Annotated in this window: 24 protein-coding genes; 4 read left to right on the plus strand and 20 right to left on the minus strand. The window is 62.1% G+C overall.

Going from position 1 to position 23,083, the window contains the following annotated elements; all coding sequences use genetic code 11:
* Positions 1–32: 32 nt before the first annotated feature.
* The 7 genes from Q355_RS0105300 to Q355_RS0105330 all read right to left on the minus strand — a co-directional run bounded on the left by Q355_RS0105300 (position 33) and on the right by Q355_RS0105330 (position 5,914).
* Entirely contained in the window at positions 33–1,001 is a 969-nt protein-coding gene (locus Q355_RS0105300; RefSeq protein ID WP_027876838.1) for a Bug family tripartite tricarboxylate transporter substrate binding protein, read from the minus strand.
* Positions 1,002–1,060: 59 nt separating this feature from the next.
* Positions 1,061–1,708 (minus strand): GntR family transcriptional regulator, encoded by a 648-nt coding sequence (locus Q355_RS0105305; protein WP_027876839.1) that lies wholly within the window; start codon positions 1,706–1,708, stop codon positions 1,061–1,063.
* Between the two features lie 39 nt (positions 1,709–1,747).
* Positions 1,748–2,749: an A/G-specific adenine glycosylase gene (gene mutY, locus Q355_RS0105310; protein WP_027876840.1), complete on the minus strand. Its 1,002-nt coding sequence runs from the start codon at positions 2,747–2,749 to the stop codon at positions 1,748–1,750.
* A 59-nt stretch (positions 2,750–2,808) separates the two neighbouring features.
* Positions 2,809–3,225: a CoA-binding protein gene (locus tag Q355_RS0105315; RefSeq protein WP_245597500.1), complete on the minus strand. Its 417-nt coding sequence runs from the start codon at positions 3,223–3,225 to the stop codon at positions 2,809–2,811.
* Positions 3,226–3,321: 96 nt separating this feature from the next.
* On the minus strand, positions 3,322–4,236 hold the full coding sequence (locus Q355_RS0105320; RefSeq protein WP_027876842.1) for a metallophosphoesterase family protein: 915 nt from the start codon (positions 4,234–4,236) through the stop codon (positions 3,322–3,324).
* Between the two features lie 3 nt (positions 4,237–4,239).
* On the minus strand, positions 4,240–4,458 hold the full coding sequence (locus Q355_RS0105325; RefSeq protein WP_027876843.1) for a hypothetical protein: 219 nt from the start codon (positions 4,456–4,458) through the stop codon (positions 4,240–4,242).
* A 187-nt stretch (positions 4,459–4,645) separates the two neighbouring features.
* On the minus strand, positions 4,646–5,914 hold the full coding sequence (locus Q355_RS0105330; RefSeq protein WP_027876844.1) for a putative Ig domain-containing protein: 1,269 nt from the start codon (positions 5,912–5,914) through the stop codon (positions 4,646–4,648).
* A gap of 117 nt (positions 5,915–6,031) precedes the next feature.
* Between Q355_RS0105330 and dcd the strand changes: the two genes are divergently transcribed.
* The 3 genes from dcd (at position 6,032) to Q355_RS0105345 (ending at position 8,543) form a co-directional block, all read left to right on the plus strand.
* Complete coding sequence (dcd, locus tag Q355_RS0105335; RefSeq protein WP_027876845.1) at positions 6,032–6,580, plus strand: dCTP deaminase; 549 nt, start codon at positions 6,032–6,034, stop codon at positions 6,578–6,580.
* A gap of 294 nt (positions 6,581–6,874) precedes the next feature.
* Positions 6,875–7,423 (plus strand): peptidylprolyl isomerase, encoded by a 549-nt coding sequence (locus Q355_RS0105340; protein WP_036258780.1) that lies wholly within the window; start codon positions 6,875–6,877, stop codon positions 7,421–7,423.
* 4 nt (positions 7,424–7,427) lie between these two features.
* Positions 7,428–8,543: an ATP phosphoribosyltransferase regulatory subunit gene (locus tag Q355_RS0105345; protein ID WP_027876847.1), complete on the plus strand. Its 1,116-nt coding sequence runs from the start codon at positions 7,428–7,430 to the stop codon at positions 8,541–8,543.
* 127 nt (positions 8,544–8,670) lie between these two features.
* On the opposite strand, the gene Q355_RS0105350 is transcribed toward Q355_RS0105345, so the two are convergent.
* The 8 genes from Q355_RS0105350 to Q355_RS0105390 all read right to left on the minus strand — a co-directional run bounded on the left by Q355_RS0105350 (position 8,671) and on the right by Q355_RS0105390 (position 15,731).
* Positions 8,671–9,462, minus strand: coding sequence for a polysulfide reductase NrfD family protein (locus tag Q355_RS0105350; RefSeq protein ID WP_027876848.1), 792 nt, complete (start codon positions 9,460–9,462; stop codon positions 8,671–8,673).
* Positions 9,459–10,043, minus strand: a complete 585-nt coding sequence (locus Q355_RS0105355; RefSeq protein WP_027876849.1) for a 4Fe-4S dicluster domain-containing protein — start codon at positions 10,041–10,043, stop codon at positions 9,459–9,461. The genes Q355_RS0105350 and Q355_RS0105355 overlap by 4 nt, the downstream gene beginning before the upstream one ends.
* A complete protein-coding gene (locus Q355_RS0105360; protein ID WP_245597501.1) occupies positions 10,044–12,344 on the minus strand; it encodes a molybdopterin-dependent oxidoreductase in 2,301 nt (766 codons plus the stop codon).
* Positions 12,316–12,864, minus strand: a complete 549-nt coding sequence (locus Q355_RS0105365; RefSeq protein ID WP_027876851.1) for a TorD/DmsD family molecular chaperone — start codon at positions 12,862–12,864, stop codon at positions 12,316–12,318. The genes Q355_RS0105360 and Q355_RS0105365 overlap by 29 nt, the downstream gene beginning before the upstream one ends.
* 131 nt (positions 12,865–12,995) lie before the next feature.
* On the minus strand, positions 12,996–13,430 hold the full coding sequence (locus Q355_RS0105375) for a rhodanese-like domain-containing protein (protein ID WP_027876852.1): 435 nt from the start codon (positions 13,428–13,430) through the stop codon (positions 12,996–12,998).
* An 82-nt stretch (positions 13,431–13,512) separates the two neighbouring features.
* Positions 13,513–14,127, minus strand: coding sequence for a response regulator transcription factor (locus Q355_RS0105380; RefSeq protein ID WP_027876853.1), 615 nt, complete (start codon positions 14,125–14,127; stop codon positions 13,513–13,515).
* A complete protein-coding gene (locus tag Q355_RS0105385) occupies positions 14,124–15,176 on the minus strand; it encodes a sensor histidine kinase (protein WP_051529321.1) in 1,053 nt (350 codons plus the stop codon). The genes Q355_RS0105380 and Q355_RS0105385 overlap by 4 nt, the downstream gene beginning before the upstream one ends.
* 87 nt (positions 15,177–15,263) lie before the next feature.
* The gene (locus Q355_RS0105390; RefSeq protein ID WP_027876855.1) at positions 15,264–15,731 is read right to left on the minus strand and encodes an Lrp/AsnC family transcriptional regulator; all 468 of its coding nucleotides are present in this window, start codon (positions 15,729–15,731) and stop codon (positions 15,264–15,266) included.
* Positions 15,732–15,854: 123 nt separating this feature from the next.
* Here Q355_RS0105390 and Q355_RS0105395 point away from each other — a divergent pair, with 123 nt between their 5' ends.
* Positions 15,855–17,039, plus strand: a complete 1,185-nt coding sequence (locus Q355_RS0105395; RefSeq protein WP_027876856.1) for a trans-sulfuration enzyme family protein — start codon at positions 15,855–15,857, stop codon at positions 17,037–17,039.
* Positions 17,040–17,112: 73 nt separating this feature from the next.
* Here Q355_RS0105395 and Q355_RS0105400 read toward each other — a convergent pair whose 3' ends face one another.
* The 5 genes from Q355_RS0105400 to Q355_RS0105420 all read right to left on the minus strand — a co-directional run bounded on the left by Q355_RS0105400 (position 17,113) and on the right by Q355_RS0105420 (position 23,009).
* On the minus strand, positions 17,113–17,805 hold the full coding sequence (locus tag Q355_RS0105400; protein WP_036258756.1) for an FAD-dependent oxidoreductase: 693 nt from the start codon (positions 17,803–17,805) through the stop codon (positions 17,113–17,115).
* Positions 17,806–17,875: 70 nt separating this feature from the next.
* Positions 17,876–19,768: a biosynthetic arginine decarboxylase gene (gene speA / locus Q355_RS0105405; protein ID WP_027876858.1), complete on the minus strand. Its 1,893-nt coding sequence runs from the start codon at positions 19,766–19,768 to the stop codon at positions 17,876–17,878.
* Between the two features lie 176 nt (positions 19,769–19,944).
* Positions 19,945–20,460, minus strand: a complete 516-nt coding sequence (locus tag Q355_RS15415) for a DinB family protein (protein WP_036258759.1) — start codon at positions 20,458–20,460, stop codon at positions 19,945–19,947.
* A complete protein-coding gene (locus Q355_RS0105415) occupies positions 20,457–20,765 on the minus strand; it encodes a DUF1905 domain-containing protein (RefSeq protein WP_245597502.1) in 309 nt (102 codons plus the stop codon). The genes Q355_RS15415 and Q355_RS0105415 overlap by 4 nt, the downstream gene beginning before the upstream one ends.
* Positions 20,766–20,858: 93 nt before the next feature.
* The gene (locus tag Q355_RS0105420) at positions 20,859–23,009 is read right to left on the minus strand and encodes a glutamine synthetase III family protein (RefSeq protein ID WP_027876860.1); all 2,151 of its coding nucleotides are present in this window, start codon (positions 23,007–23,009) and stop codon (positions 20,859–20,861) included.
* Positions 23,010–23,083 lie beyond the last annotated feature (74 nt).

Here is a 23,083-nt window from a genome sequence, read left to right on the forward strand (position 1 = left end):
GTGCCCTGGGCTATCGGCCATCTGGTTAGGGGCTACCGGATGATGCCCAGCTCGCGGGAGAGGTTGCGGAACTGGTTCACCTGGCGGTCGATGAAGACCTGGAACTCGGCCCCGATCATGAAGAACTGCCCCAGGCTGTTTTGCTCGCGCACCTTGGCCCACTCGGGGCTGCGTTCGACCTGGCGCAGCGCGTTGGCCCAGAACTCATAGGCGGGGGTAGGCATGTTTTTGGGCACATAGAAACCACGCCAGACCACCCATTCCACGTTGTAACCAAGCTCTTTGAGGGTAGGCACGCTGGCATACGGCGCCGGGAGACGACGGGGCGACATCATGGCCAGCACCCGCACCGTTCCGGCCTCGACCTGGGCGCGAAGCTCGGAGGCATCGCCTGCAAAAACCTGAATAAAGCCCCCCAGCAAAGAGGTCAGGGCCTGGCCGCCGCCGTCGAAGGGGACGTATTTAATCGCGCGCGGCTCGATACCTGCCGCCCGGCCCAGAAGCAACACCTTCATGTGGTCCTGGCCGCCCACCGCGCTGCCACCCCCCACCGCAATTTTGGCGGGGTCGGCCTTCCAGGCTGCCACCAGCTCCTGCATGGTTTTCCAGGGGGCATCGGCCTTGACCGCTACCAGACCAAAGTCGGCGGCCACTGCGCCCAGCCAGCGCACATCGCGCTCGGTAAAGCGGCTGAACTGGCCCTGGGCCAGGCGCACCGTGGTGGCCGGGCTGGCTGCCACAATCAGGTTGGGATCGTCGCTGCGTTGGGTCACCACGTGGGCATAGGCTACCCCTCCTCCACCCCCGGTCATGTTGGTCACCTTGATGGGCTGGTTCACAATCCTGAGATCCTGCATGACCTGCGCCACGCTGCGGCAGGTGAAGTCCCAGCCGCCCCCGGCCCCCGCCGGGGCGATGCACTCGGGGTTACGCGGGGTGAACTGGGCCAGCCCACCTCCAGCCGCCAGCAAAACCACAGCTAAAGTTGCCAATCGTACCATGTGTCCTCCCTTGCCTGAAGCGTTGAGCGTCTATGATTCTATCCAGCCTACCCCACCCGTCAAGACGGCCTGGCGCCCAGCAGAATGGAGCCCTCGAGGCTTTGCAACAAGGCCTCCCTCGAGCGCTCGAGGTGTTTTTGTAAAAAGGCCGCTGCTTCCTCGGCCTGCCCTTGCTGCACCAGCTCAATCAGGTGCAGGTGGTCGCTCAGGGCCTGGTCGGCCCCCTGCGGACGGGTAATCTCCAGGTAGCGGGCCCGGTAGATGCGCTGCAAAACCTGGGCCAGCGAGGCCACCACAAAGCGGTTGCCGGTGAGCTTGGCCAGGGACAGGTGAAAATCGGTGGCCTTCTCCAGTTCGATCTCGGGGTCGAGGTCGGCCTCCACCGAGGCCAGCAGCTCCCGAAGCTGGCGGGCGTTGGGTCGCCGGGCCGCAGCCACCCGAACGATATGGCCCTCGAGCCAGTTGCGAAACTCAAAGGCCTCCTCCAGCTCGGCCAGGTCGAGGGGCGCTACGGTATAGACCCGGCCCGTACGCTGCGCCAGCCCCTCGCGGAAAAGCTGCTGAATGGCGGCCCGAATGGGCGTGCGTGAGACCGCCAAAAGCTCTTCCAGTTTGCGCTCGACCAGTGGTTCGCCGGGCCTGAGCTGTAGCGACAGGATCATCCGGCGCAGGCGACGGTAGGCTTCTTCAGTTTGCGGTGCAAGCATAGTGTATGGAAGATATGCTACCTTTTTTGGTATACCACCTCAACCCGCTGGGCTGTGCTGGCTGGACAGATTCGCCTCAACCAGAGCCAGGATTTTCTGATCCAGCCGTGATAAAGGACGGCTGGCCGGGTTCTCGCCAGCCACCCAGGGCGCTCTGTACACCTCGATGTGCAGCTTGCGGTGGGTAAACTCGTGGCGAAGGCTACCCAGCCGCTCGGCCCGCTCGAGCCCAAAGCGGACCAGCAAACGGGCCAGGGCCCCGGGGCCTTCTTCCATCGGAACCCCCCACAGCCCCCCTAGAATCGGCCCCTGGCGCTGTTCCAGGTAAACCCCACCAGGGCCTTGCAGCACCAGCGCGGTCAGCTCGAGCCGCCTTTGTTTGCGTTCCTTGGCGCCAGGGTAACGCTCGGGCGCTGCCTGGCCCAGGCAGAAGCGGGCCACAGGGCAGCGGCCACAAGCGGGGTTTTTGGGCAGGCAGACCGTGGCCCCCAGCTCCATCAGGGCCTGATTCCAGTCGCCAGGGCTAGGGCCTTGCGACTGTGCAAGCCCAGCCATCAAGGCCTCGGCAGCCTGCTGGATTTGTCCCGCCGTAGGCTTTTCCCAGGCGTACCAGCGTGACAAAACCCGTCGCACATTGCCATCTACCGCTGCCACCGGCTCGCCAAAGGCAATCGAGGCCAGCGCAGCAGCGGTATAAGGGCCGATGCCGGGCAAAGCCCTTAGCGCGCTCGAGGTTCTGGGAAATACCCCGCCAGCAGCAACAACCTGCTGGGCCAGCCGGTGCAGGTTGCGGGCCCTGGCATAGTAGCCACAGCCCTGCCAGACTTTCAAAACATCTTCCTGGTCGGCCCTGGACAGGGCCTCGAGGCTCGGGAAACGCGCTAAAAAGCGCTCGTAATAGGGAATGGTCTGCTCAACACGGGTCTGCTGCAACAGCACCTCCGACAGCAGCACCTTGTAGGGGTCGGTCACCCCCCGCCAGGGTAGTTTGCGCTGGTGCTGCCGGAACCATTCCAACAACACCGTTTGAACACTCGACATAGGCCATGCGCTCCCATTTGTATAGACCCAGGGCGCTTCCCGGCTGACTGTGGCCCCGCCTAGCCCATTAGCTGGCGGTGCACCACCATCAAACACCGGTTCTGCACCACCTGAATCCCGGCCTGTTGCAGGGCCTCGGCAAAGGCCTCGTTTGCAATGCCCGATTGCAGCCAGACCAGTTTGGGCCGGACGGCCAGAATCTCCTCCAGGTGGTCGGGCAGGGCCTCGCTACGACGAAACACCTCCACAATATCCAGGGGCACTGCCAGGTCGGTGAGCTTGCTGACCACGGGCTGGCCCCAGAGCACCTGTCCTGCATAGGCCGGATTAACCGGCAGCACGGTATAACCCTTCCGGGCCAGGTACTCGGGTACATAGAAGGCTGCTTTGGCGGGGTTGGGGTGGGCCCCCAGCACCGCGATGGTGCGGGTCTGGTGCAAAAACGCGCGCAGGTTTTCCATAGCAACTAACCTCATCACCGATTTTTACATGCCCTGGGGGCTGGCCACCGCGAGCACGCAAAAGTTCGACCATCCATAACCGTTTTGCCCCGGAAGTTTTTCCCGCCCAGCCTAGGCGAAACGTTCCGGGTGGGCTGCCCGATAAAGCCGCCAGGCGTCCCAGTCGCGGGGGAGGGCCTGCGCCTCGGCCCAGTACCAGAAGTGCATCAACAGCGAGCGGGCCGTGCGGGTCTCGTGGTAAAAGATGTCTGCCCCCAGCCCCCCAGCCTCCATCAGGCCCGAATCGTAATAGGCCTGCAGGGCAGCTTGCAGGTTATAAGGAATCTGGCGGAAGTCGGCCTGCACATGGTTTTCCCCAATTTCCACCACCACATACTGGGCCCGCACATCGCCGTTGAACGGAGCCCCCACCGCCCCGCTGTTGAGCACCAACGCCTCGCCCAGTTGGTACATGAAGGGGCGATGGGTATGCGAACCCACCAGCAGCCGCGCTGGGTAGTCTTCGCTGATTTCCGTGAGGGTACTCAGGGTCTGGTGTTCGTCATAACCTTCCCGGTAGTGGCGGGGTGAGCCGTGAGTGGCCCGTACCAACACCGGTTCCCCCAGGCCTTCGGCTTTGTCCAGCCCAAAGGTTCGTCGAGGTGCTTCGCCAATGGCAACCTGAAAAGGCAGATTACCCAGCCAGTCCAGGTGGGCCTGGGATAGCTGGGTCACCGACCAGGCGGTGGGCTCGAACAGGGAATCGGTATAAAGGTCTTTTAGAGAAGGATCGCGCTGGGCCCATTTGACCAGTAGGTCGTCGTGGTTACCCAGGGTAAACCAGAAGCCCTCGGGAGCCAAGGCCTGCCCATCTTTAGAAGCGCACAGGTTGAGCAAGCGCTCAAGCACCTCGCGGTTGGAAGGCCCTCGGTTCACGATATCGCCGTTGACAATCACCAGCTGGGGCCGCACTTCCTTCAGGTCGGCCAGGACTGCCTCGAGCGCCGGCAGATTACCGTGAATATCCGACAGAACCGCAATACGCATAGCTTAGTTTGCCGTTGCAAAAGGGTTGCCCTGAATGGTGATAATGCCGGTTACTAAAGCCACCATCGCCAGTACACTTACCACGCTAAGGGCAACCAGCAGCATCCAGAAAAAATCCCGCAGGCCCCACAGCACAGAGGTTTTGGGGGTCTGGCGTAGCACCAGAAAGCCCACCAGCGCGATAATCCACAAAATAGCCAGAACTATCAGGGCTTTACCCACAGTTTACTCATGGTAACAGCTAAAGCGCCCTGCAAATAGCACGGTTCCCACCATTGCGCCACTGCACGCCTCTGCAAATAGAGCGCTTTTCATACGAACCCCGCCTGAATCGTTCCGTAAAAGTGGCCGCCCAGATGGGAGGCCACGTCTGTGAAGGGTGCGATAAGGGCCTTCGCAGGCAGCGCGCTCACTTGCCGCCTGAGGGGTCGGGGTTTTCTTCGCTGGGGTCGCCCTCATCTGAGCCGGCAGCACCGCTATTGGAGGGGGGCGTGGGGGGGCGCTGCGGGCTGGGCGGTGGCGCGGCTTGTCCGGTGTTTACACTGGCCCAGGCATAGGAGGAGCGCAGCAGGTCCAGGTCTTTTTGGTCCACCACCCCGTCGCCATTAAGGTCGCCCTCGAGTTTGGGGGCCTGGAGCTGGGCTGGGGCTGCTGGCTGGGGCTGGACTGCTCCTGGCGGGTTGGGCTGCGCCTGCCCAGGTTGGGGAGGCTGTGCCTGCCCAGGTTGGGTGGATTCGGTTGGGTTGGGGGGCGCAGCCAGAGGGGTGGCGGGTGAACTCCCCTGGGTTTCGGTCTGGCCTGGCGGTGGGGTACCCGGGGTGGGGGGCGGGTTGGTTGCAGGGGCTTGTGGGGTCACGGGCGCGGCAGTTGAGGCCAGGCGACGACCCCAGTTGCGGGCGATGGCCTCGAGGTCGCTGTACCTGTACTGGCCCTGGGTGCTCACGCGGGTGATGGCCTGGGCGTTGCCGGCCAGTTTGCCGTTTTTGTCATAAAAGGCCACCCTGGTCTCGCGGAAGCTCGAGTCGGGGCGTACTTTTTTGTCGGGCAGGGGGGTAGCGGTAAAGCGAAAGGCCTCGAGGTCCTTGCGCGGACTGGTAAACACCGCATCAATATCGAGGAGGCCATTTTCTTGGTCGTAGCGCAGCACATACAACAGGCTGGCATCGGCCTTGAAGCTATCCGGGGTGAATTGCAGGTCTTTGAGCGGAATTTGCGCCTGGAAGCCTCGAGCCTCCCTATCGCGCACCCGCCACAGGTAGGGGAAGGGGTCGGATACCTCCGCCAGTGGAAAAACCTGGTCGAGCCGGGGGGGTGGGGTTTCCCCAATTACCAGGGTTACTTTCTGGGTACGGTTGGAGAGGTTGGCGTCCTCTACGCTAACCGTAAGCTCGAAGCTACCTTTTTCCTGCGGCGTGCCACTGATGCGGCCATTGCTGTAGATCAGCCCTTTGGGCAGGTTGCCCTCGAGGGTGAAGCGGTAAGGCCGCACCCCACCATCGGCAGTAAGGGTGGTGTTGTAGGGTTCGTCCACATAGCCCGTCTCGAACCGAAGCGTCAGGCGCAGGGGCTGGCGGCTCTGGTTGTTCTGGCTGTCCGAACCACAGGAGGCCAAGAGAATGCCAAAGGATGCCAGCCAGCCCAGCAATAAGACCCTGCCCAATACCGGTAGCTTGCGCATGACTTCAGTTTAGACCTATTGATGAAGGCCGGTTGTGAAAATGGCCGGGAGATTCCTCATGGCGGGCCGCTGCAGGGCGCAGGGATGCCCTGTAGGCCACCTTGTATAGTGTGGGTCATGAGCGTTAAACCCGACTGGTGGATACGTGAAAAGGCCAAGCAAGGCATGATTGAGCCTTTTGAGGAACGCCTGGTGCGCGATGGGGTGATTAGCTATGGCCTGTCGAGCTTCGGCTACGACCTACGGGCGGCGCGGGAGTGGAAAATTTTCGCCAACGTGTTCCACACCATCGCCGACCCCAAGGGCCTGGACCCCAAAAGCTTCGTGGACTACGAGGGGGACGAGGTCATCATCCCGCCCAATTCCTTTGTGCTGGCCCGCAGCATGGAGTACATCCGCATGCCCGACAACGTGCTGGCCATCGCCATTGGCAAAAGCACCTATGCGCGGGTGGGTATTGTGGCCAACATCACGCCCTTAGAGCCCGGCTGGGAGGGGCACGTGACCCTCGAGTTCTCCAACACCACCCCCTTGCCGGCCAAGATGTACGCCGGTGAAGGCGTGGTGCAGTTGGTCTTCTTCGAAGGGGAGCGCCCCGAGGTAACCTACAGCGACCGTAAAGGCAAGTACCAGGGCCAACGGGGCATTACCCTACCCCGGATCTGAGCCCCGAAGCGTTCTGTCTTTGGCGATAGTCTGTGAAGGCTGCTGCAAAACCAACGAGAAGGCCTGGTCACACAATTTGCTCGGCCCAGCAAGCGCAGTGTGAGAAGCCCCTCTACCAGGTAGCGAGGCTTTATTGCTGCGTGGCTTTCCGGTTCCTGGCGTGTTCTCATCCTGGGCGGTAAACTGTTTTAGATGCGCGTTGCTTTGGTAATTGCCGTCCTGCTGGCTTTGGCCGTCGCCGCTTTCTTCTTTTGGCAGGGAAGCAGCGGGGCAAGCGGTAGCTTTGGAGGAAACATGGAAGCCCTACCCTACAAATCCGACAAGCCCATTACCCAGTTTTCTAAACCCGAGCAGGTGATAGACCCCAGCAAGTTCGACTACTACGCCGAGATCGAGACCAGCAAAGGCAAAATCGGCATAGATTTGTTCGAAAACGAAGCGCCTATTACCGTCAACTCCTTCGTGTTTCTGGCGCTTAACCGCTACTTCGAGGGGATTGTGTTTCACCGGGTGATTCCGGGGTTTGTGGCCCAGACCGGCGACCCCACCGGCACCGGCATGGGCGGCCCCGGCTACCAGTTTGGCCTCGAGGTCACCCCCAAGCTCAACTATGACAAAAAAGGCCTGCTGGGCATGGCCCGTACCATGGATCCCAACTCCAACGGCAGCCAGTTCTTCATCACCTATAGTCCCACCCCCAACCTGAACCAGCAGTACACCATCTTCGGGCAGGTGGTGGAGGGGATGGAGGTGGTCGAGCGCATCGCCCCCACCGAAGGCCCCATGGCCAGCCGGGAGCGCGACAAAATCCTCTCGGTGAAGATTTTTGCCAAGCGCAAGTAGCGGCATGATCCCCGAAGGCACCCGCTACTTCCTGCCCCCCGAAGCCCGCCTGCGCCGCGAGCTGCAGGAGCGTTTGGTGAATCTGCTGTATGGCTGGGGCTACGAGCCGGTCGAGCTGCCCGCGCTCGAGTTCTACGACCCCCAGCACACCCTGGCCGAGCGGGCCTTTAAGCTGGTGGATAAGAGCGGCGAGGTGCTGGCCCTGCGCTCGGAGTTCACCACCGCGGTGGCGGGGCTGCTTAAGAGCAACGGTCGGCTGGTGTCAGGCCAGCCGGTGCGGCTGCAATATGCCGGAACCCTCTGGCTGCGCGAGGCCAACGCCGAGCTGGGGCGCAGCCGCGAGTTCAGCCAGGTGGGGGCCGAGCTGGTGGGGGTCTCGAGCCCCCAGTCCGATGCCGAGGTGCTCGAGTTGGCCTGGGCGTGTTTGCAGTTGGTGGGCTTTGCCGAGGCCAAGATTGAGGTGGGGCTGCCCGCTTTGGTGCGGGACTTACTGGATGCCACCGGCTTACCGGGCGATCAGAAAGAGCGCCTGCGCCAGGCCATCCACCGCAAGAATAGCCCCGAGCTCGAGGCCTTGCTGATGGGCTACCAGGTACACCCCAGCCTGCAAAAAGCCCTGCTGGCTCTGCCCGATCTGTACGGCGGGCGGGAGGTGCTGGAGGAAGCCCGCCGGCTGCCCCTCTCGGGCAAAGCCCAGGCCGACCTGGACTGGCTCGAGGCCGTCCTGGCCCTGCTGCCCGAGGTGCCTTTGCTGCTCGATCTGGGCCGGGCCCGGCTCCTCGGCTTCTATACCGGCCTCAACTTCCAGGCCTACACCCCCGACTTCGGCCTGCCCCTGCTGGGTGGAGGCCGCTACGATGGGGCCTTGCTGCCCTACGCGGCTGGCTTCGCCCTGGGTTTAGAGCGGGTGATGGAAGCCCTGCGCCTGCCCCTGTCCGAAACCCCGCCGGAGGTTCTGGCGCTGGATCGGGCCCTGGCCCGCGAGTTGCGGGCTCAGGGCAAGCGGGTGGAGCTGGCCTGGACCCATCACCTGCGCGAGCTAAAGGAGTACGCCTTAGAAAAAGGCATTCGCTGGCTGGCGGTAGACGGACGGCTGGAAGAAGTGCTTCCAGGGCAGTAAAGAATACCCCTTCTGCCCAAAGCAAAGGGAAAGACCCACGGACGCGGTAAGTGGGCGGCGCTAAGCCGCCCACGCGCAGAGTTGGTAGAAGGGCGCTCCCACCAAGGAGAGCACCCTTCTCCCAGCCTCACAATCCAGGGGACTGAAACTGACCCACCATTACCAGGAGCCAGCGCAGCCCTACCGCACCGGCCAGGCCCAGGGCAGCCGCCCAGCGGGGGTTGCGGAATAGCAGTGCGGCCACAGCAATCAGCAGGCCGGCCAGGGCATACCCCACCAGACCCTCGCGGAAGAGGTGTTCGCGGGCCGCTTCCTGAAGCGTAAAGGGGTAGGCCAGCAGCAGGCCAAGGCTCAGGGCAGCCGCCCAGACCTCCCAACGTTTGGCCCAGGTGCTGCCCAGGAGTATTGCAATCGCCAGCACCATCAGCAGGGCCGTGATGGGAAAGATAGCCAGCATCATGCTGTTCCACAGCGGGCGGGTGGTGTTCACGGCAAGGGCAAAGCCGGGGTAGGCCAGGACCACCAGGCTGCCCAGAAGCATCACCACCCCCAGCACACCCTCGGGGATGCGCTCAAGGAGACGCACCCACTGTTTCAGCAACAGCAGCGCCACGGCAGCCATGGCAGCCGACAAGCCCCAGGCCCCCCACCAGATGGGCGCGCCAGGTTCAAAACTAAAGAAGAGCCAGATATGGCTAAACCGCCAGCGCGCGGGGGACTCGGCCCAGAGCACAAACAGGTCCAGGGCAATCAAAATTCCCGCCAGCCACCAGTAGCGCTTCCGTTCGGGGTGCTGGCGCAGGGTCAGGATGGCGGCCAAAAAAGCCATCCCGCCCGCCAACCCTACCAGCACAAAGTGCAGGGCATTGGTCCAGTGCCAGAACTCACCGGTGTTGGGCAGGCCGTAGAACTCGGTCATGATTCCATCACCTCCTGTGTGAGCCCTTTCTTGCTAGGGGCATTCAGGTAAATCACCTTGGGCCGGGTGCCCATATCGGGCCTTAACACATCCTGGCGTCCGGCGGCCTCGAGGGTTTTGGAGATCTCGCTATTGGGATCGTCCAGGTCGCCAAAAATGCGGGCATAGGTGGGGCAGGTTTCCACACAGGCAGGTTGCTGGCCCTTGGCGACACGGTGGCTGCAGAAGGTGCACTTATCGGCATAACCGCCCTTCTTATCGATATAGCGGGCGTCGTAGGGGCAGGCCGCAATGCAGGCTCCACAGGCAATGCACTTGTTGTAGTCCACCTGTACCAGCCCGTCCTGGGTCTGGTAGCTGGCCCCCGTGGGGCAGACCGGTACGCAAGGGGGGTTCTCGCAGTGGTTGCACTGCTCGGGACGAAACTCCACGGTCAGGTCGGGGAAGACACCCACTTCGCGCTCCCGAATCCACAGCCGATTGGCCCCGGCAGGCACCTGGTTCTCCATTTTGCAGGCCACCGCACAGGCGGCACAGCCCACGCAGGCCGATAGGTCTATTAGCATTCCCAGGCGTGCCATTTAGGCCCTCCTTTCCTTGATGAGTTTGACGACGCTCTTGAGCTTGGGCGCCGGTGCTTTTTCCAGCTTGACGAAGTTGTTGCGCAGCCCAGCCCCGCCCGAGATGCGATCCAGGGTGTAGCGGGTCTGGAGGTAGCTGTCGGAGGCCCCACGCCCGTCGGCCAGGGTCATGCCTTTGGCCTTGTGGCCGAAGCCGTGGGTGATAAAGACCGCGTCCTTGCGGATGCGCTGGGTAATCTTGACCCGCACCGGGCCTTCCCGCACCCCATCCTGGTTAACTAGGTAGGCATAGTCGCCCGGTTTGAAGCCCAGCCGGGCGGCCTCTTCGGCATTGAGCCAGACGCTGTTGGAGGATTCCATCTCCATCAGCACCGGGTTGTTCTGGGTGCGGGCGAAAGTGTGCACCGGGCTGCGCCCATAGAGCAGGCGGTAATAGCCTTCGGGTACGGGCTGCGGGGGCTCATACTTGGGCAGGGGGTCGAAACCTGCCTTGGCCAGCGACTCGGAGTACAGCTCAATTTTGCCCGAGGGGGTATTGAAGGGGTTCTGGCCTTCTTTTTCCCAGTCGGTAAGCCAGGGTTTGCCGTTTTGCACCATGGTTCCCATGCTTTTCATGGTCTCGAGGTCGAGCCCCACCGACTGCATGCGGGTGTCGAGGTACTCCTCGATGGTTTGCCAGGGAAAGTACTGCTCGAGGCCGATGCGCTTACCCAGTTCTTTGGCAATCCACCAGCCGGGTTTAGTGTCGTAGAGCGGCTCGTGGGCAGGAACCCGGAGCTGGATGAAGGGGGTCTTGTGGCTAACCGTGACAAAGTCGTCGTAGCGCTCGAGGTAGGTGGCCTCGGGCAGGATCACGTCGGCCCACATCACATGCTCTTGTGGCAACACGTCAATCGCCACGTACAGCTCGAGGTTCTTTAGCGCCTCTTTGGTGCGTGGTACGTTGGGGATGGCGTGGAAGAGGTTGATGCCGTAGGCAAAGAGCCCCTTGATGGGGTAGGGCTGGCCGGTGATCATGGGCTCAATCAGTTCCTGGATGGCGGTGGTTTTGGCCAGGAACTTGCCCTTGTCGGCCCGGGGTTTATAGCCTTCGGGCTCCTTGTCCACTGCGGTAGGGCCAGCACATCCACCGGCGGCGGGCTCGAGCGGCAGAGGCGGCGTGGGGTATTTCTCCAGGTAGGGGGGCATGGCAATATAGAATCCCCCCTCGCGCCCGTAGTTGCCCAGTAGGGCGTTGAGAATGTAGGAAGCCCGCATACGCTGGGTGTCGTTGCCGTACCAGACGGTATGGCGGGTGGGGGGAAGCACCGCTTTCGGCTTGTGCTGGGCCATCTCGCGGGCCACCTCCCGGATCACCTGGGCCGGGATATCGGTCTGCTGCTGGGCCCACTCGGGGGTGTAGGGCTTGATGTGGGCCACCAGCTGATCCATCCCTACGGTGTACTTCTCCACATAGGCTTTGTCGTAGAGGTTTTCGCTAATCAGCACGTGGATCCAGGCCAGCAGCAGCGCGGTGTCGGTGCCGGGCTTGATGGGCAGCCAGCGGTCGGCCTTGGCCGCGGCGGTGGAAAAGCGGGGGTCTACCACCACCAGCTTAGCCCCGTTCTTGCGAGCCTCGCTAAACTCCTGTAGCTGGGTGTTGTGGGTGTCCTCACCGATGTGGTGGCCGATCAGCACAATGTACTTGGTATTGGGCCAGTCAATGGGCTCATGCCCGCCGATGGCCCGCCCGAAGGTGTACTGGGCGGCTACCTCACGCGGGGCGGTGCAAAGCGAAACCGAGGGTTTGGCAGCGTTGGGGCTACCCCAGGCCGCGGGCAGGAAGTCCACAAACCAGCCATCCCCCGTGCCGTGCCCAAAAAAGGCGATGCTCTCGGGGCCGTACTGCTCCTTCAGGCCCAGCATCTTCTTGGCGATGTAGTCCAGGGCCTCTTCCCAGGTGGCCTCGCGGTACTTACCTGCGCCGCGCTCCGACCCTTCAATGCGAATCAGGGGCTTCTTGAGCCGGTCGGGGTCGTAAGTCTGGGCGGGTGCTGCTTGCCCCCGGGGGCAGAGCATGCCCCGGCTTTTGGGGTTTTCCTTGTAGCCATCTACCTTGTAAACCCGGTTCCCCACCACGCTGGCCCTGATGCCGCAGCGCCAGAAACAGTTCTCGCAAATCTGGAAGACCTGCTTGACCTCCTTGGTGTACCAGGCGGGTGCAGCCTTGGCGCGGCTGGAGAGCGTGGCGGCTCCCCCCACGCTGACCGCGCCCACGGTAGCGGCAGAAAGCTTAAGAAAGCTGCGACGAGGCAGTTTCACTCTGTATCACCTCCAAAGCTTGGGAAAGAAAGTGTGCAATGGTGCTGTAGAAGCCGGTGGGATCGGTTTCCTGCAGGACGGGGGCATACTGCTTTAGCCAGGGATACAGGTACTCCAGGGCCAGCGACTGGGCCAGGGCGGGCTTTCCTTCCAGCAGTGCGATGGCTTCACCCACGGCCGCTACGTGGTCGGGCAGGTCGCGCCAGTCGGGAGAGGTCTCGAGGCCCGCCACCTGGTACAGCTCGAGCAGCCGGTCAAATCCTTCGCCAAACAGCCGCTCGTCCAGGGCCATCCCCACATAGGGGGGGCAGGGAAGCCCGGCGGGATTGCTTATGAACAACGAGGTGTAGGCCGCCTGAAGCTCGCTCAAAGGGGTTTGGGGGAGTGTGGGGGTCGGCAGGCCGCGGGTCCGGGCCATCTCGGCCAGGGCGGCCTGTAACGCGCCCGAGACCAGGTCCTGCTCGAGGGCAGCCTTGGGGGGCGCGAAAGCAGCGGCAGTAACCCAACCTAGCAGTTGCATGTGTACCTCCTGTCTTTACCCTAGGGCCTTGCTGGTTTTTCGGGGTCAGGCGAGGTCTTACAGCGGAGTCAGAAGAATTCCTACGCAAAAGCCCCCTCGAGGGAGGGGGCCAAGAAGGGGGGAGGTTCTGACTATTCCTTCACCACTGGGAAGTTGGCAGCCACCCAGGCTTTATAGCCACCCATGATGCTCTTGACGTTGTAGCCTTGGCCGCGCAGGAAGACCACCGCCATTGCACCCCGGTGCCCGATGCCGCAGTAGACCAGGATGGGTTTGTCCTTGGGCAGGCTAGCAATTTTGGCCGGCAGCTCGCGGATGGGAATGTTCACCGCACCCGCAATAAAGCCATCCTTGTACTCGTTGGGCTCGCGCACATCCAGCAGGAACGGCTTGATGGCGTCGATCTGGGCTTTGGCCGCAGGGGGTTGTACCCCGTAGAAGTCGGTGGGCAGCGCGGTGAGGAAGCTGCCTACTTCGCGGACGGTGAGGGCCGAGAAGTTAGCGGAAGAAGCCAGAACCGGGATCAGGGCCAGCAGCACAACCAGGAGCAACTTTTGTTGTTTCATTTCCTAACCTCCTGACTCCAGGCTAGAACCGCCGGCCAATTGTGGGGTCAGGGAAGGTCTTACAACTTCGTCAGAAGAATTCCTACACCAATCCGCGCTCCCGTGCCCACTGCACCAGCTCGGGCTGGGTCTCCAGGCCCAGCTTATCCAGGGCGCGGGCCTTGTAGGTAGCGACGGTCTTGACCGAGATGCCGAGCTTTTCAGCGGCCTGGCTGAGGTTGTAGCCCTGGGCCAGCAGACCCACCACAGCCCGCTCCCGCTCCGAGAGGGCCTCGGGGGCAGGCAGGCCCACGTGCTCGGCCAGCCGGGGGGCCAGAAACGGATGCAAGTAGCGTTCTCCGCGGGCAATGGCTGCCACTGCATCCAGCAAATCCCGATCCACTGCCCGCTTGGGTAGGTAGCCGCTGGCTCCCCTGGCAAAGGCTTCGGCGATGTACTCGGCCTCCTCATGCATGGACAGCACCAGCACTTTTCCCTTCTCTCGCAGCCTGGGCAGGGCCTCGAGGCCCGAGATACCGCCCAGGTTCAGGTCGAGGATCCACAGCTCAGGCACGGATTCTTTGGGTGCATTCGAAAGCCAGGCCAGGGCCTCTTCGGCACTGGCAAACTCGACCTCCACCGAATGCAGATCCGCCTCGAGCAGCAGCCGCAGGCCGGTGCGGATCAGGGCATGGTCTTCGATCAGGGCAATTTTCATAGTGGCACCACAAAACTAATGCGCGTCCCCTGTCCTGGTGCGCTTTCCACACTCAGGCTGCCGCCTAATTGCTCGATGCGTTCGCGCATGCCCACCATCCCGACAGAGGTGGGGGCCTGCTCCGGGTCAAAACCCCGACCATCGTCGGCGATCAGGCCCCGCACCCGCTTGTCCCAGGCCGAAAGCCCCACATAGACCTGATGGGCCTGGGCATGGCGGGCCACGTTGGTAAGGGCCTCCTGAATGACCCGAAAAAGGGCGATCTGCTGGCTTTCGCGCAGTTGTGGACACTCGATTTCGGCCTGTACCTGAAGACCGGTACGCTGCCGGAACTCATGCAGGTAGCGCTCGAGGGCCTTCACCAGCCCCAGGTCGTCCAGCACTGCCGGGCGCAGTTCGCGGGAGAGGCGGCGTACTTCTTCCAGGGCCTGCACCACCGCTTTGCGGGCTTCCCCCAGGTATTCGGGGCGCTTCTCGGTAATCTGCAACGCCAGCAGGGCTGCGGTCAGGTGGCTGCCCACCTCGTCGTGTAATTCCCGCCCCACCCGGCGACGTTCTTCCTCCTGGGCAAAAAGCAACTGGTGCATTAGGGTTCGGCGCTGGGCCTCGCGCCCTTGCAGACGGTCGATCTCGCTGACGTGCCGAAGGCCCATCGCCACCACGGCGGCGCTGAGGCTCAGGAATCCCTCCTCCGAAGGGGCTGGGTCGTCGGGCAGGTGCAGAACATACACCCCGAGCACCTGCTCTGTCGCCAGCAATGGCAGGGCCACCACACGCCCCTGCCAGGCGGCCTGCCGCGTATCCACGGCCATCTGGGCCAGCCCGTGCGAGGTCTGGCTGAGGGGGCAGTCTATCTGGCAGTTTTGCAGGTGTTCCAGGGCGGGCTGCCCTTGCCGAAAGCAGTATATTTCGCCACAGCGCGCCCCCAGGTTGCAGCACAAAACCTCGAGGCCTTTACGCAAAAGAACGGTTTCATCTGTACCCGAAGCTGCGGCCGAGGCCAATTCGGCCAGGGCATCACACCACTGCTGCGCTGCAACGTGCACCATGCTTCACAGCCTAGTATGTCCTGGAATAACGTTTGTCCCTGTTCATGCAAACGACAAGAAAAGGGCTTCCCCCCGAGGGCAAACCGGTCATAGCGGCAACTCGGTGGTGCTCTTGACCTGCCGCAGCACCGCCGAGGAGATGACCGTGCTGAGGCCCGGGATGGCGGTCAGGTGGTCCAGCAAAAACTTCTGAAAGTCGTTCAGGTCGGCCACCATAATCTTGAGCAGGAAGTCGTCCTCGCCCATCACCACATGGCACTCGGTCACCTCGGGGTATTGCAGCACCTCCTGCTCGAAGCGCTCCACATCGGCGCGGCTCTTGTGGTCGAGCTTGACCCGCACAAAGACGCACAGGCTGCGGCCAATCTTATCTTTGTCCAGCAGGGCCACATAGCCGCGAATCACCCCCAGTTCCTCCAGCCGCCTTACCCGGCGCAGGCAGGTGGAGGGGGAAAGGTTGACCTGCTCGGCCAGTTCGTTGTTGGGGATGTTGGCCTGGCGTTGCAGGATGCTCAGGATTTTGCGGTCTTTCTTATCCAGTTCAATTGCTGCCATCAGATTGCGCCATTTTAGCATTCTGTGGAATTTGATTGCAGGGGGCGGCTTCTAGCCAGGCCTTATTGCACGCTGCTGCCGGGGATAAAGTGCTAGCTTAAAGAAAGACCCGAGGTAGCCTGTATGAAAATTAGAACCCGCGCCGTCCACGCCGGACACCACCCCGACCGAGAGACCGGAGCCCACGTGGTGCCGATTTACAGCACTTCCACCTTTGCCTATGGCTCGTTTGCTCGAGGCGAGCGCTTGTTTGCTGGCGAAGAGCCGGGCTATATCTACGGACGCATCGGCAACCCCACCGTGCGGGCCTTCGAGGAGAAGCTGGCCAGCCTCGAGGGGGCCGAGGATGCCGTGGCCTTTGCCAGCGGCATGGCGGCCATCAGTGCCCTGTGCAACACCCTGCTGGCCCCCGGCGACGAGATCGTCTACCTGGCCCCGCTCTACGGCGGAACCGAGGGCTACTTTTTGGAAACCCTGACCCGGTTCGGGGTGCGTGTAACCGGCGGCAAAAGCGTGGAGGAGCTACCCGAGCTTATTTCGCCGGCCACCAGGCTCATCTACCTCGAGACCCCCACCAACCCCACCCTGCGCATCTACGACCTCGAGGCCGTAGCCCGGATTGCCAGGGCCAGAGGGGTTCTTTCGGTGGTGGACAACACCTTTGCCACCCCCTACCTGACCCGCCCTTTGGAGCACGGCATTGAGGTGGTGCTGCACTCCGCGACCAAATACCTGGGGGGGCACGGCGACTGCCTGGCCGGGGTACTGGCAGGGCCCAAGGAGTTGATGGAGCACATACGGGCCGAGGGGCTGCGGCACATTGGCGCAGCCCTGGGGGCTTTCGAGGCCTACCTGATGTTGCGGGGCCTCAAGACCCTGCCTTTACGCATGGAGGCCCACTGTGAGGGAGCGGCCAGGGTGGCGGAATATCTGTCAGCCCATCCCGCCGTCCAGCGTGTGCACTACCCTGGCCTGAGCGCCCACCCAGGCCACGAGGTTGCTAAGCGGCAGATGCAGGGCTTTGGCGGGCTGGTCTCCCTCGAACTCGAGTCCAAACAGGCCGCCGCGCTTTTCCTCGACAGCCTGAAGCTGTTCACCCAGGCCGTAAGCCTGGGCGATGTGGAGTCGCTGGCCACCCATCCGGCCTCCACCACCCACCAGCTTCTGCCCCCCGAGGTGCGGCAGGCCCACGGCGTAAGCGATGCGCTGGTGCGGCTCTCGGTGGGCATCGAGGACCCCCAAGACCTGATTGCCGACCTCGAGCAAGCCCTCGACCAGGTTGCTAAGGCGCTGCTGCGCTCGAGGTAGCCCGCCTGTGCGCCCCAGCAGGCCAGGCAAATCGGGTTGGTTGGGCAAACTGGCCGCAGTCAGGCCGGTCTGGCTACAGCAGCGAAGCCAGGCGCATACCCTCTGTGGCCATCTGGTTATATGAACCCTGGCCCAGCACGCACAGGCCCACCCCGTAAAGACCCTCGAGACGGGTCAGGCGCATGGAGCCTGGCTCCCACTCGCCTTCGGCAAAAACCTTATACTCCACCCGATATCCGGGCGTTCCGTCCTGCTCAGCCACCTCGGCCTGCTGGGAAGAAAAGGCAAAACCAAGCTCTTCTAGGTGCTGGTACAGATCGGGGTAAGCCACCTCCGAGAGGCGCCCAGCCTCCTCAGCCACGCTGCCGATGTAGAGCCTGGGCGCGAGAAAACTGCCCACCGCCAGCACCACCTTGCGCGCCGTTTTACGCGGCCCTTCCCAGCTCTCGATGCCCACCACAGCCGGCCCTTCCAGCAACAGCCGGGTAACAGAGAGCTGCAAAAGGAAAATTTGCGGGTGGTTTTCCAGCCTGTACTTGGCCCGGCTGTGCAAGGCCCAGCCTTTCAGGCCATCCTCACCCACCTCGGCCAGCAGCGAACCCTGGGGAAACGGGGCCCGAATGGGTGTAAAAGGCAGGTAAACCGAGTCCAGGCTGGTGGTGACCAGCCCCACCCTGACACCCTTTTTGGCCAGCGCGAAGGCGGCCTCACAGCCCGCAAAGCCTGCGCCCACAATCAGTACGTCGTAGTCCACAGATGCCACCATGAGGATTTCTTTCGCCCGGCCCCAATGAAAAACTTAAAACCCCGCATTTAGTGCATGAGGGCCGCGACGCCTAGTCTTCCAGATAGGTATACCCCACCAGCTCCCGCGCGTACAGCTCCATAAAAGAGCCCTTTTCAGCAGGGCTCAGTTTTTTGGATGAGCGCACCAGCTTCTCGACAGCCTCAGCCAGTTCATCGTCCTCGTAGCCCATCTTCTCGATTACCTTACGGGCTTTTTCACCCATGATAAAGCGCTCGATGTCGTAGCCGTCGTGGTCAATCACCACATGGGCCTCCCCGATGCGCCCGAAGAGGTTGTGGTTCATGCCAAGCACGTCCTGGTAGGCTCCGGTTAAGAAAACCCCCAGGTAGTAGGGCTGGCCCGGACGAATTTCGTGCACCGGCAGGGTGTTGCGTACATCGTGGGTATCAATAAAACGGTCGATTTTGCCATCGGAGTCGCAGGTGATGTCCACCAGGGTGGCCTCGCGGCTGGGGCGTTCGTTCAGGCGCGAGAGGGGCACGATGGGGAACATCTGCTTGATGGCCCAGGTATCGGGGAGGCTCTGGAACAGGCTAAAGTTGCAGACCAGCTTATCGGCCAGCATCTTTTGCAGATCCTCGAGCTCGTCGGCGGGGTAGTCGAGCTCCAGGGCCAGCTTCAGGGTCTTGCGGGCAATCTGGTAGAAGAGGGCCTCGGCAGCAGCCCGGTCACGCAGCGAGATCAGGCCCAGATCGTAGAGGTTCTGGATGGTGTCCTTGTTGGCGAAGGCGTCGTGGTAGACCTCGCGGTAGTTTTTGGCCGAGATGCCCCGGGCCAGCTCGAACATGTCCTTGACCACCGGATGGGCATCCTTGGGCTGCTCGATTTTTTCCTCGCCGGGGGGGCGGATGGTGTCCACCACTTCCAGCACCAGCACGCTGTGGTAAGCGGTAACGGCCCGGCCCGACTCGGTGACCAGGGTGGGGTGGGGCTCCCCGTGGCCGTCGCAAATTTCCTTGGTCACATAGACCAGGTCTTCGGCGTACTCTTCCAGGGTGTAGTTGGCCGAGGCGTAGAAGGCGGTCTTGGAGCCGTCGTAGTCGACCGCCAGGCCCCCACCCAGGTTGAGGTAGCGCACCGGAGCCCCCAGCTTACGAAGCTGCACGTAGGTCTGGGCAATCTCCCGCACGGCCTGCTTGATGCGGCGGATGTCGGTCACCTGACTGCCAATGTGCGAATGCAGCATGGCGATGGTGCCCAGCATGCCAGCTTCGGCCAGGATGTCGATGGCTTTAATGATCTCGGGGGTGGTGAAGCCAAACTTAGCTGCCTCACCGCCCGACTCTTCCCAGGCCCCCGAGCCTTTGGTTTTGAGTTTGTAGCGAATGCCGATCTGCGGCTCTACCCCCAGTTCCTGCGCTATACGGATAACCCGCCCCAGCTCAGCGAATTTCTCCAGGGTGACCACCACGTTTTTACCCAGCTTTTTGCCCATCAGGGCCAGCCGGATAAAGTCGTCGTCTTTGAAACCGTTGCAGGCGATGATGGACTCGGAGTGCAGATCCTGGGCCAGAATCAGGGCCAGCTCGGCCTTGGAGCCGGCCTCGAGGCCATAGGCATAGGGTTTACCTGCCCTGGCCACGGTCTCGACCACCATGCGCCGCTGGTTGACCTTGACCGGGAAAAGCCCCTGGTATCCAGCGCTGTAGCGATACTTCTTTATGGCCCGCCGGAAGGCCTCGTTGAGGGCCACCACCCGGGCTTCCAAAATTTGGGGAAAACGCAGCATCACCGGCAGCGGACGCCCTTCGTCCCGCAAGTCCTGCACGATTTCAAACAGCGAAGCGCTGGGACCATCCTCGCCCTCGGGTGTGACCTCGAGCTCGCCGTCCTCCCCTACCCGAAAAAACCCCGCCGCCCAGTGGGGGACGAGGTAGGTTTCTTCAGCATCCTTGGTAGTGAAACGCTTGAGCTTCTCCAACTTGAATCCGGGTCTCCTTACACAGGCTACGGACGGAATGTCAGGGGCATTCACCGTGCGCTGTCCAGAACAGAGTGTAGGGCATTTTGCCCCAGGATGCTATAGCAAATTGCCACGCACAAATTTCCCCCAACACCGACGACGGATTAACGCGAGCCTGCCCGGCATAGCCCTGCTTAACAGTTGGGCAGAAACCACAGCAAATCCAAAGCAGGGGGCTTGATGCCTTGGGTGCGCAGAAGCACTGCGATCTGGGCCGTATGTCGAACCTCGTGCAGCATCACGTGCCAGAGCAATCCCCGCACGGTGTAGCATTGCTCTGGTGCATCGTGCAGTCGCACGGCCCGCTCGAGTTCGCCATCTGTCAAGGTGTCTAGGTAGCCCAGGGTGCTTTGCTCAACCGTCCGCCAATAGTCCAGCAGGGTAGACAAAGGAAAGCCCGCATACTCTGGGCCGCCGGTGGTGTCTTTCAGAGCAGGCATGCGCATCAGTACCGGTTCGTTCTGCTCTATGTCCTCGTGCAGCCAGGAGTCTTCTACAACAGTGATATGAAACAACAGGTCTTTGATGCAGTGAAAGCGCTCACCTCCCAGCAACGGGCGGGCCAGCACCTCGTCCGGCACAGCCTCGAGCGCCCCCCACAGCTCGCGCCGGGCGCGAACCAGGTAGCTGTACATATCGGGTATGTTCATCGCTTCCTCTTCTCGTTCGGACTGACCTCGAGCCACACCTGCACAATTTGCCCCACCTCGAGGCCCTCGGCCCGCCGAACCGCATCCTTGAGCGGAAGCACATACAGGCCGTCCTTGGGCCATAGCGCGGTCTTCCACTCGGTCTGGCCAATGCGGACTTGCACCGGAATCATGCCCCAGCCGTAGGTCAAAAACCGCTCGGCGCGCTTGATGGCTTGGCTTTGTTCATGGGGAACGGTCACGAAGTAGTACGGCGCGGGGCCGCGCCATTCCCAGATTACCCCGCTAAACCTTAACCCCATCATCCCACCCAGGTCTTTTCCTTGGCAGCCTCAGCCCAATTATAGCCTTGCAGCAAAAACCACCCCCTGCCTCGGGGGTGGTGCAAAAACAGGGTTCTACTTGACAAAGAGCATCTCGCGATAGCTGGGCAAAGGCCAGTACTTATCGGCCAGGATGCGCTCGAGGGCATCGGCCGCCTTGCGCACCTCGGTCATGGCGGGCAGCACATTGTCGCGCATGTGATGGGCCTTCTCGTGCACTTCGTCGCCGCCCAGCTCGGCGTTTTGCGCCTTGAGTTTCTCCAGGGCGTCCGAGAGCGCATCGGTGGCTTCCACTACCTGCTTAACGGTGCGTTCAGCCGCACGGGACTTAACGTCAACCTCCGAGAGCTCGGCCAGGTAACTCAGAGCACCCGGCAGAATCTGGGTCTGGGCCACCCACTCGGTGGTCTCGCCCTCGATGTTCACCTGCTTGAAGTAGATGTCGTACATGATCTCCTGGCGGGCGTGAATCTCACGCTCGTTGAGCACCCCCAGGCGGGTGAACAGCTTGATGTTTTTCTCGTCGGTAAAGTGTTCAATGGCGTCAATAGCGGTACGCAGGTTTAACAGCCCACGCTTGGCTGCTTCCTTGTGCCAGGCCGCCGAGTAGCCGTCGCCGTTGAAGACGATGCGCTTGTGCTTGGCGTAGGTCTCCTTGATGGTCTCCAGGACTGCCTGTTCGAAGGAGACCTTCTTCTTCATTTTGGCCTCTACCGCGTCCATCAGGGCGTCAATGGCATCGGCCACGATGGTGTTGAGTACCGTAATGGGGAAGGAGATGCTTTGCGAAGAGCCCACCGCGCGGAACTCGAACTTGTTACCGGTAAAGGCGAAGGGCGAGGTGCGGTTGCGGTCGCCGGCGTGTTTGGGCAGGGGGGGCAGAACCGGAACGCCGAGCTCGAGCACGCCCGTCTTCTTGCCCGAACCCCCCTTGCCGCTAGCAATGCGCTCGTAGATGTCGGTAAGCTGGTCGCCCAGGAAAACCGACATGATGGCGGGTGGGGCTTCGTTGGCCCCCAGGCGATGGTCGTTGGAGGCCGAGGCCACGCTAATGCGCAACAGATCCTGGTGCATGTCCACCGCTTTGATGACCGCGGCGCAGAAGAACAGAAACTGCAGGTTGTCGTGGGGGGTATCGCCGGGCTCCAAGAGGTTGATGCCGGTGTCGGTGCTCATGCTCCAGTTGCAGTGCTTGCCCGAGCCGTTAATGCCAGCAAAGGGCTTCTCGTGCAGCAAGGCCACCAGGCCGTAGCGGCGGGCGGTGTTCCTAAGTACCTGCATGATTAGCTGCTGGTGGTCGGCGGCAATGTTGGAGGGCTCGAAGATGGGGGCGATTTCGTACTGACTGGGGGCTACCTCGTTGTGGCGGGTCTTGACCGGGATACCCAGGGCATAGAGCTGGTTTTCCACATCGGTCATGAAGGAGAGCACCCGGTCGGGGATGGAGCCAAAGTAGTGATCCTCGAGCTCCTGTCCGCGCGGCGGCTTGGCCCCAAACAGGGTGCGCCCGGTCATGACCAGGTCGGGACGGCGGTAGTAAAACTCTTCGTCGATCAGGAAGTACTCTTGCTCGGCCCCCAGGGTAGAAGAAACCTTGCTGGCCTCCACCCCAAAGTACTTGAGGGCCCGCTGGGCGCTTTTATTGAGGGCCTCGATGGAGCGTAGCAGGGGGGTTTTGAGGTCGAGGGCTTCCCCCGTCCAGCTCGCGAAAGCGGTGGGAATACAGAGGGTCGCGCCGTTGGAGTGGCGCATGATGAAGGCCGGTGAGGTGGGATCCCAGGCGGTGTAGCCACGGGCCTCGAAGGTGGCTCGCAGGCCGCCCGAAGGGAACGAGGAGGCGTCAGGCTCGGCCTGGATAAGCTCCTTACCGGTAAACGAAGCGATCACCTTTCCATCGGAAATGGGGACATAAAAGCTGTCATGCTTCTCGGCAGTGTAGCCGGTGAGGGGGTGAAACCAGTGGGTGTAGTGGGTAGCCCCTTTTTGCAGGGCCCATTTCTTCATGGCCAGGGCGATGGTATCGGCAATGCTGGGGTCTAGAGGAACCCCCTTCTCGATGGTGGCCTGAAGCGACTTCCATACCGGCTTGGAAACCAGCTCCCGCAGCTCATCCATGTCCAGCACATCGCTGGCAAATACCTCGCCGGCGATATCGCTGGAGACCTGCCGCACATCCTTAAACCGCCAGTTACGGGCTGCCGAGACAACATCAAACTCGTGGATCATATCTTCTCCTGGGGGTGGTGCCGGGTTGCCGGCTGCATTTTAGATGCTATTTGTATCTAACTTTGCCAGCTCGA

The organism is Meiothermus cerbereus DSM 11376 (assembly GCF_000620065.1).
Classification (GTDB): domain Bacteria; phylum Deinococcota; class Deinococci; order Deinococcales; family Thermaceae; genus Meiothermus; species Meiothermus cerbereus.

Bases quoted from the DNA above. Each gene is read 5' to 3' on its own strand.
- Q355_RS0105300 (WP_027876838.1), bottom strand. From the start codon at position 1,001: ATGGTACGATTGGCAACTTTAGCTGTGGTTTTGCTGGCGGCTGGAGGT.
- Q355_RS0105305 (WP_027876839.1), bottom strand. From the start codon at position 1,708: ATGCTTGCACCGCAAACTGAAGAAGCCTACCGTCGCCTGCGCCGGATG.
- mutY (WP_027876840.1), bottom strand. From the start codon at position 2,749: ATGTCGAGTGTTCAAACGGTGTTGTTGGAATGGTTCCGGCAGCACCAG.
- Q355_RS0105315 (WP_245597500.1), bottom strand. From the start codon at position 3,225: ATGAGGTTAGTTGCTATGGAAAACCTGCGCGCGTTTTTGCACCAGACC.
- Q355_RS0105320 (WP_027876842.1), bottom strand. From the start codon at position 4,236: ATGCGTATTGCGGTTCTGTCGGATATTCACGGTAATCTGCCGGCGCTC.
- Q355_RS0105330 (WP_027876844.1), bottom strand. From the start codon at position 5,914: ATGCGCAAGCTACCGGTATTGGGCAGGGTCTTATTGCTGGGCTGGCTG.
- dcd (WP_027876845.1), top strand. From the start codon at position 6,032: ATGAGCGTTAAACCCGACTGGTGGATACGTGAAAAGGCCAAGCAAGGC.
- Q355_RS0105340 (WP_036258780.1), top strand. From the start codon at position 6,875: ATGGAAGCCCTACCCTACAAATCCGACAAGCCCATTACCCAGTTTTCT.
- Q355_RS0105345 (WP_027876847.1), top strand. From the start codon at position 7,428: ATGATCCCCGAAGGCACCCGCTACTTCCTGCCCCCCGAAGCCCGCCTG.
- Q355_RS0105350 (WP_027876848.1), bottom strand. From the start codon at position 9,462: ATGACCGAGTTCTACGGCCTGCCCAACACCGGTGAGTTCTGGCACTGG.
- Q355_RS0105355 (WP_027876849.1), bottom strand. From the start codon at position 10,043: ATGGCACGCCTGGGAATGCTAATAGACCTATCGGCCTGCGTGGGCTGT.
- Q355_RS0105365 (WP_027876851.1), bottom strand. From the start codon at position 12,864: ATGCAACTGCTAGGTTGGGTTACTGCCGCTGCTTTCGCGCCCCCCAAG.
- Q355_RS0105375 (WP_027876852.1), bottom strand. From the start codon at position 13,430: ATGAAACAACAAAAGTTGCTCCTGGTTGTGCTGCTGGCCCTGATCCCG.
- Q355_RS0105380 (WP_027876853.1), bottom strand. From the start codon at position 14,127: ATGAAAATTGCCCTGATCGAAGACCATGCCCTGATCCGCACCGGCCTG.
- Q355_RS0105385 (WP_051529321.1), bottom strand. From the start codon at position 15,176: ATGGTGCACGTTGCAGCGCAGCAGTGGTGTGATGCCCTGGCCGAATTG.
- Q355_RS0105390 (WP_027876855.1), bottom strand. From the start codon at position 15,731: ATGGCAGCAATTGAACTGGATAAGAAAGACCGCAAAATCCTGAGCATC.
- Q355_RS0105395 (WP_027876856.1), top strand. From the start codon at position 15,855: ATGAAAATTAGAACCCGCGCCGTCCACGCCGGACACCACCCCGACCGA.
- Q355_RS0105400 (WP_036258756.1), bottom strand. From the start codon at position 17,805: ATGGTGGCATCTGTGGACTACGACGTACTGATTGTGGGCGCAGGCTTT.
- Q355_RS15415 (WP_036258759.1), bottom strand. From the start codon at position 20,460: ATGAACATACCCGATATGTACAGCTACCTGGTTCGCGCCCGGCGCGAG.
- Q355_RS0105415 (WP_245597502.1), bottom strand. From the start codon at position 20,765: ATGATGGGGTTAAGGTTTAGCGGGGTAATCTGGGAATGGCGCGGCCCC.
- Q355_RS0105420 (WP_027876860.1), bottom strand. From the start codon at position 23,009: ATGATCCACGAGTTTGATGTTGTCTCGGCAGCCCGTAACTGGCGGTTT.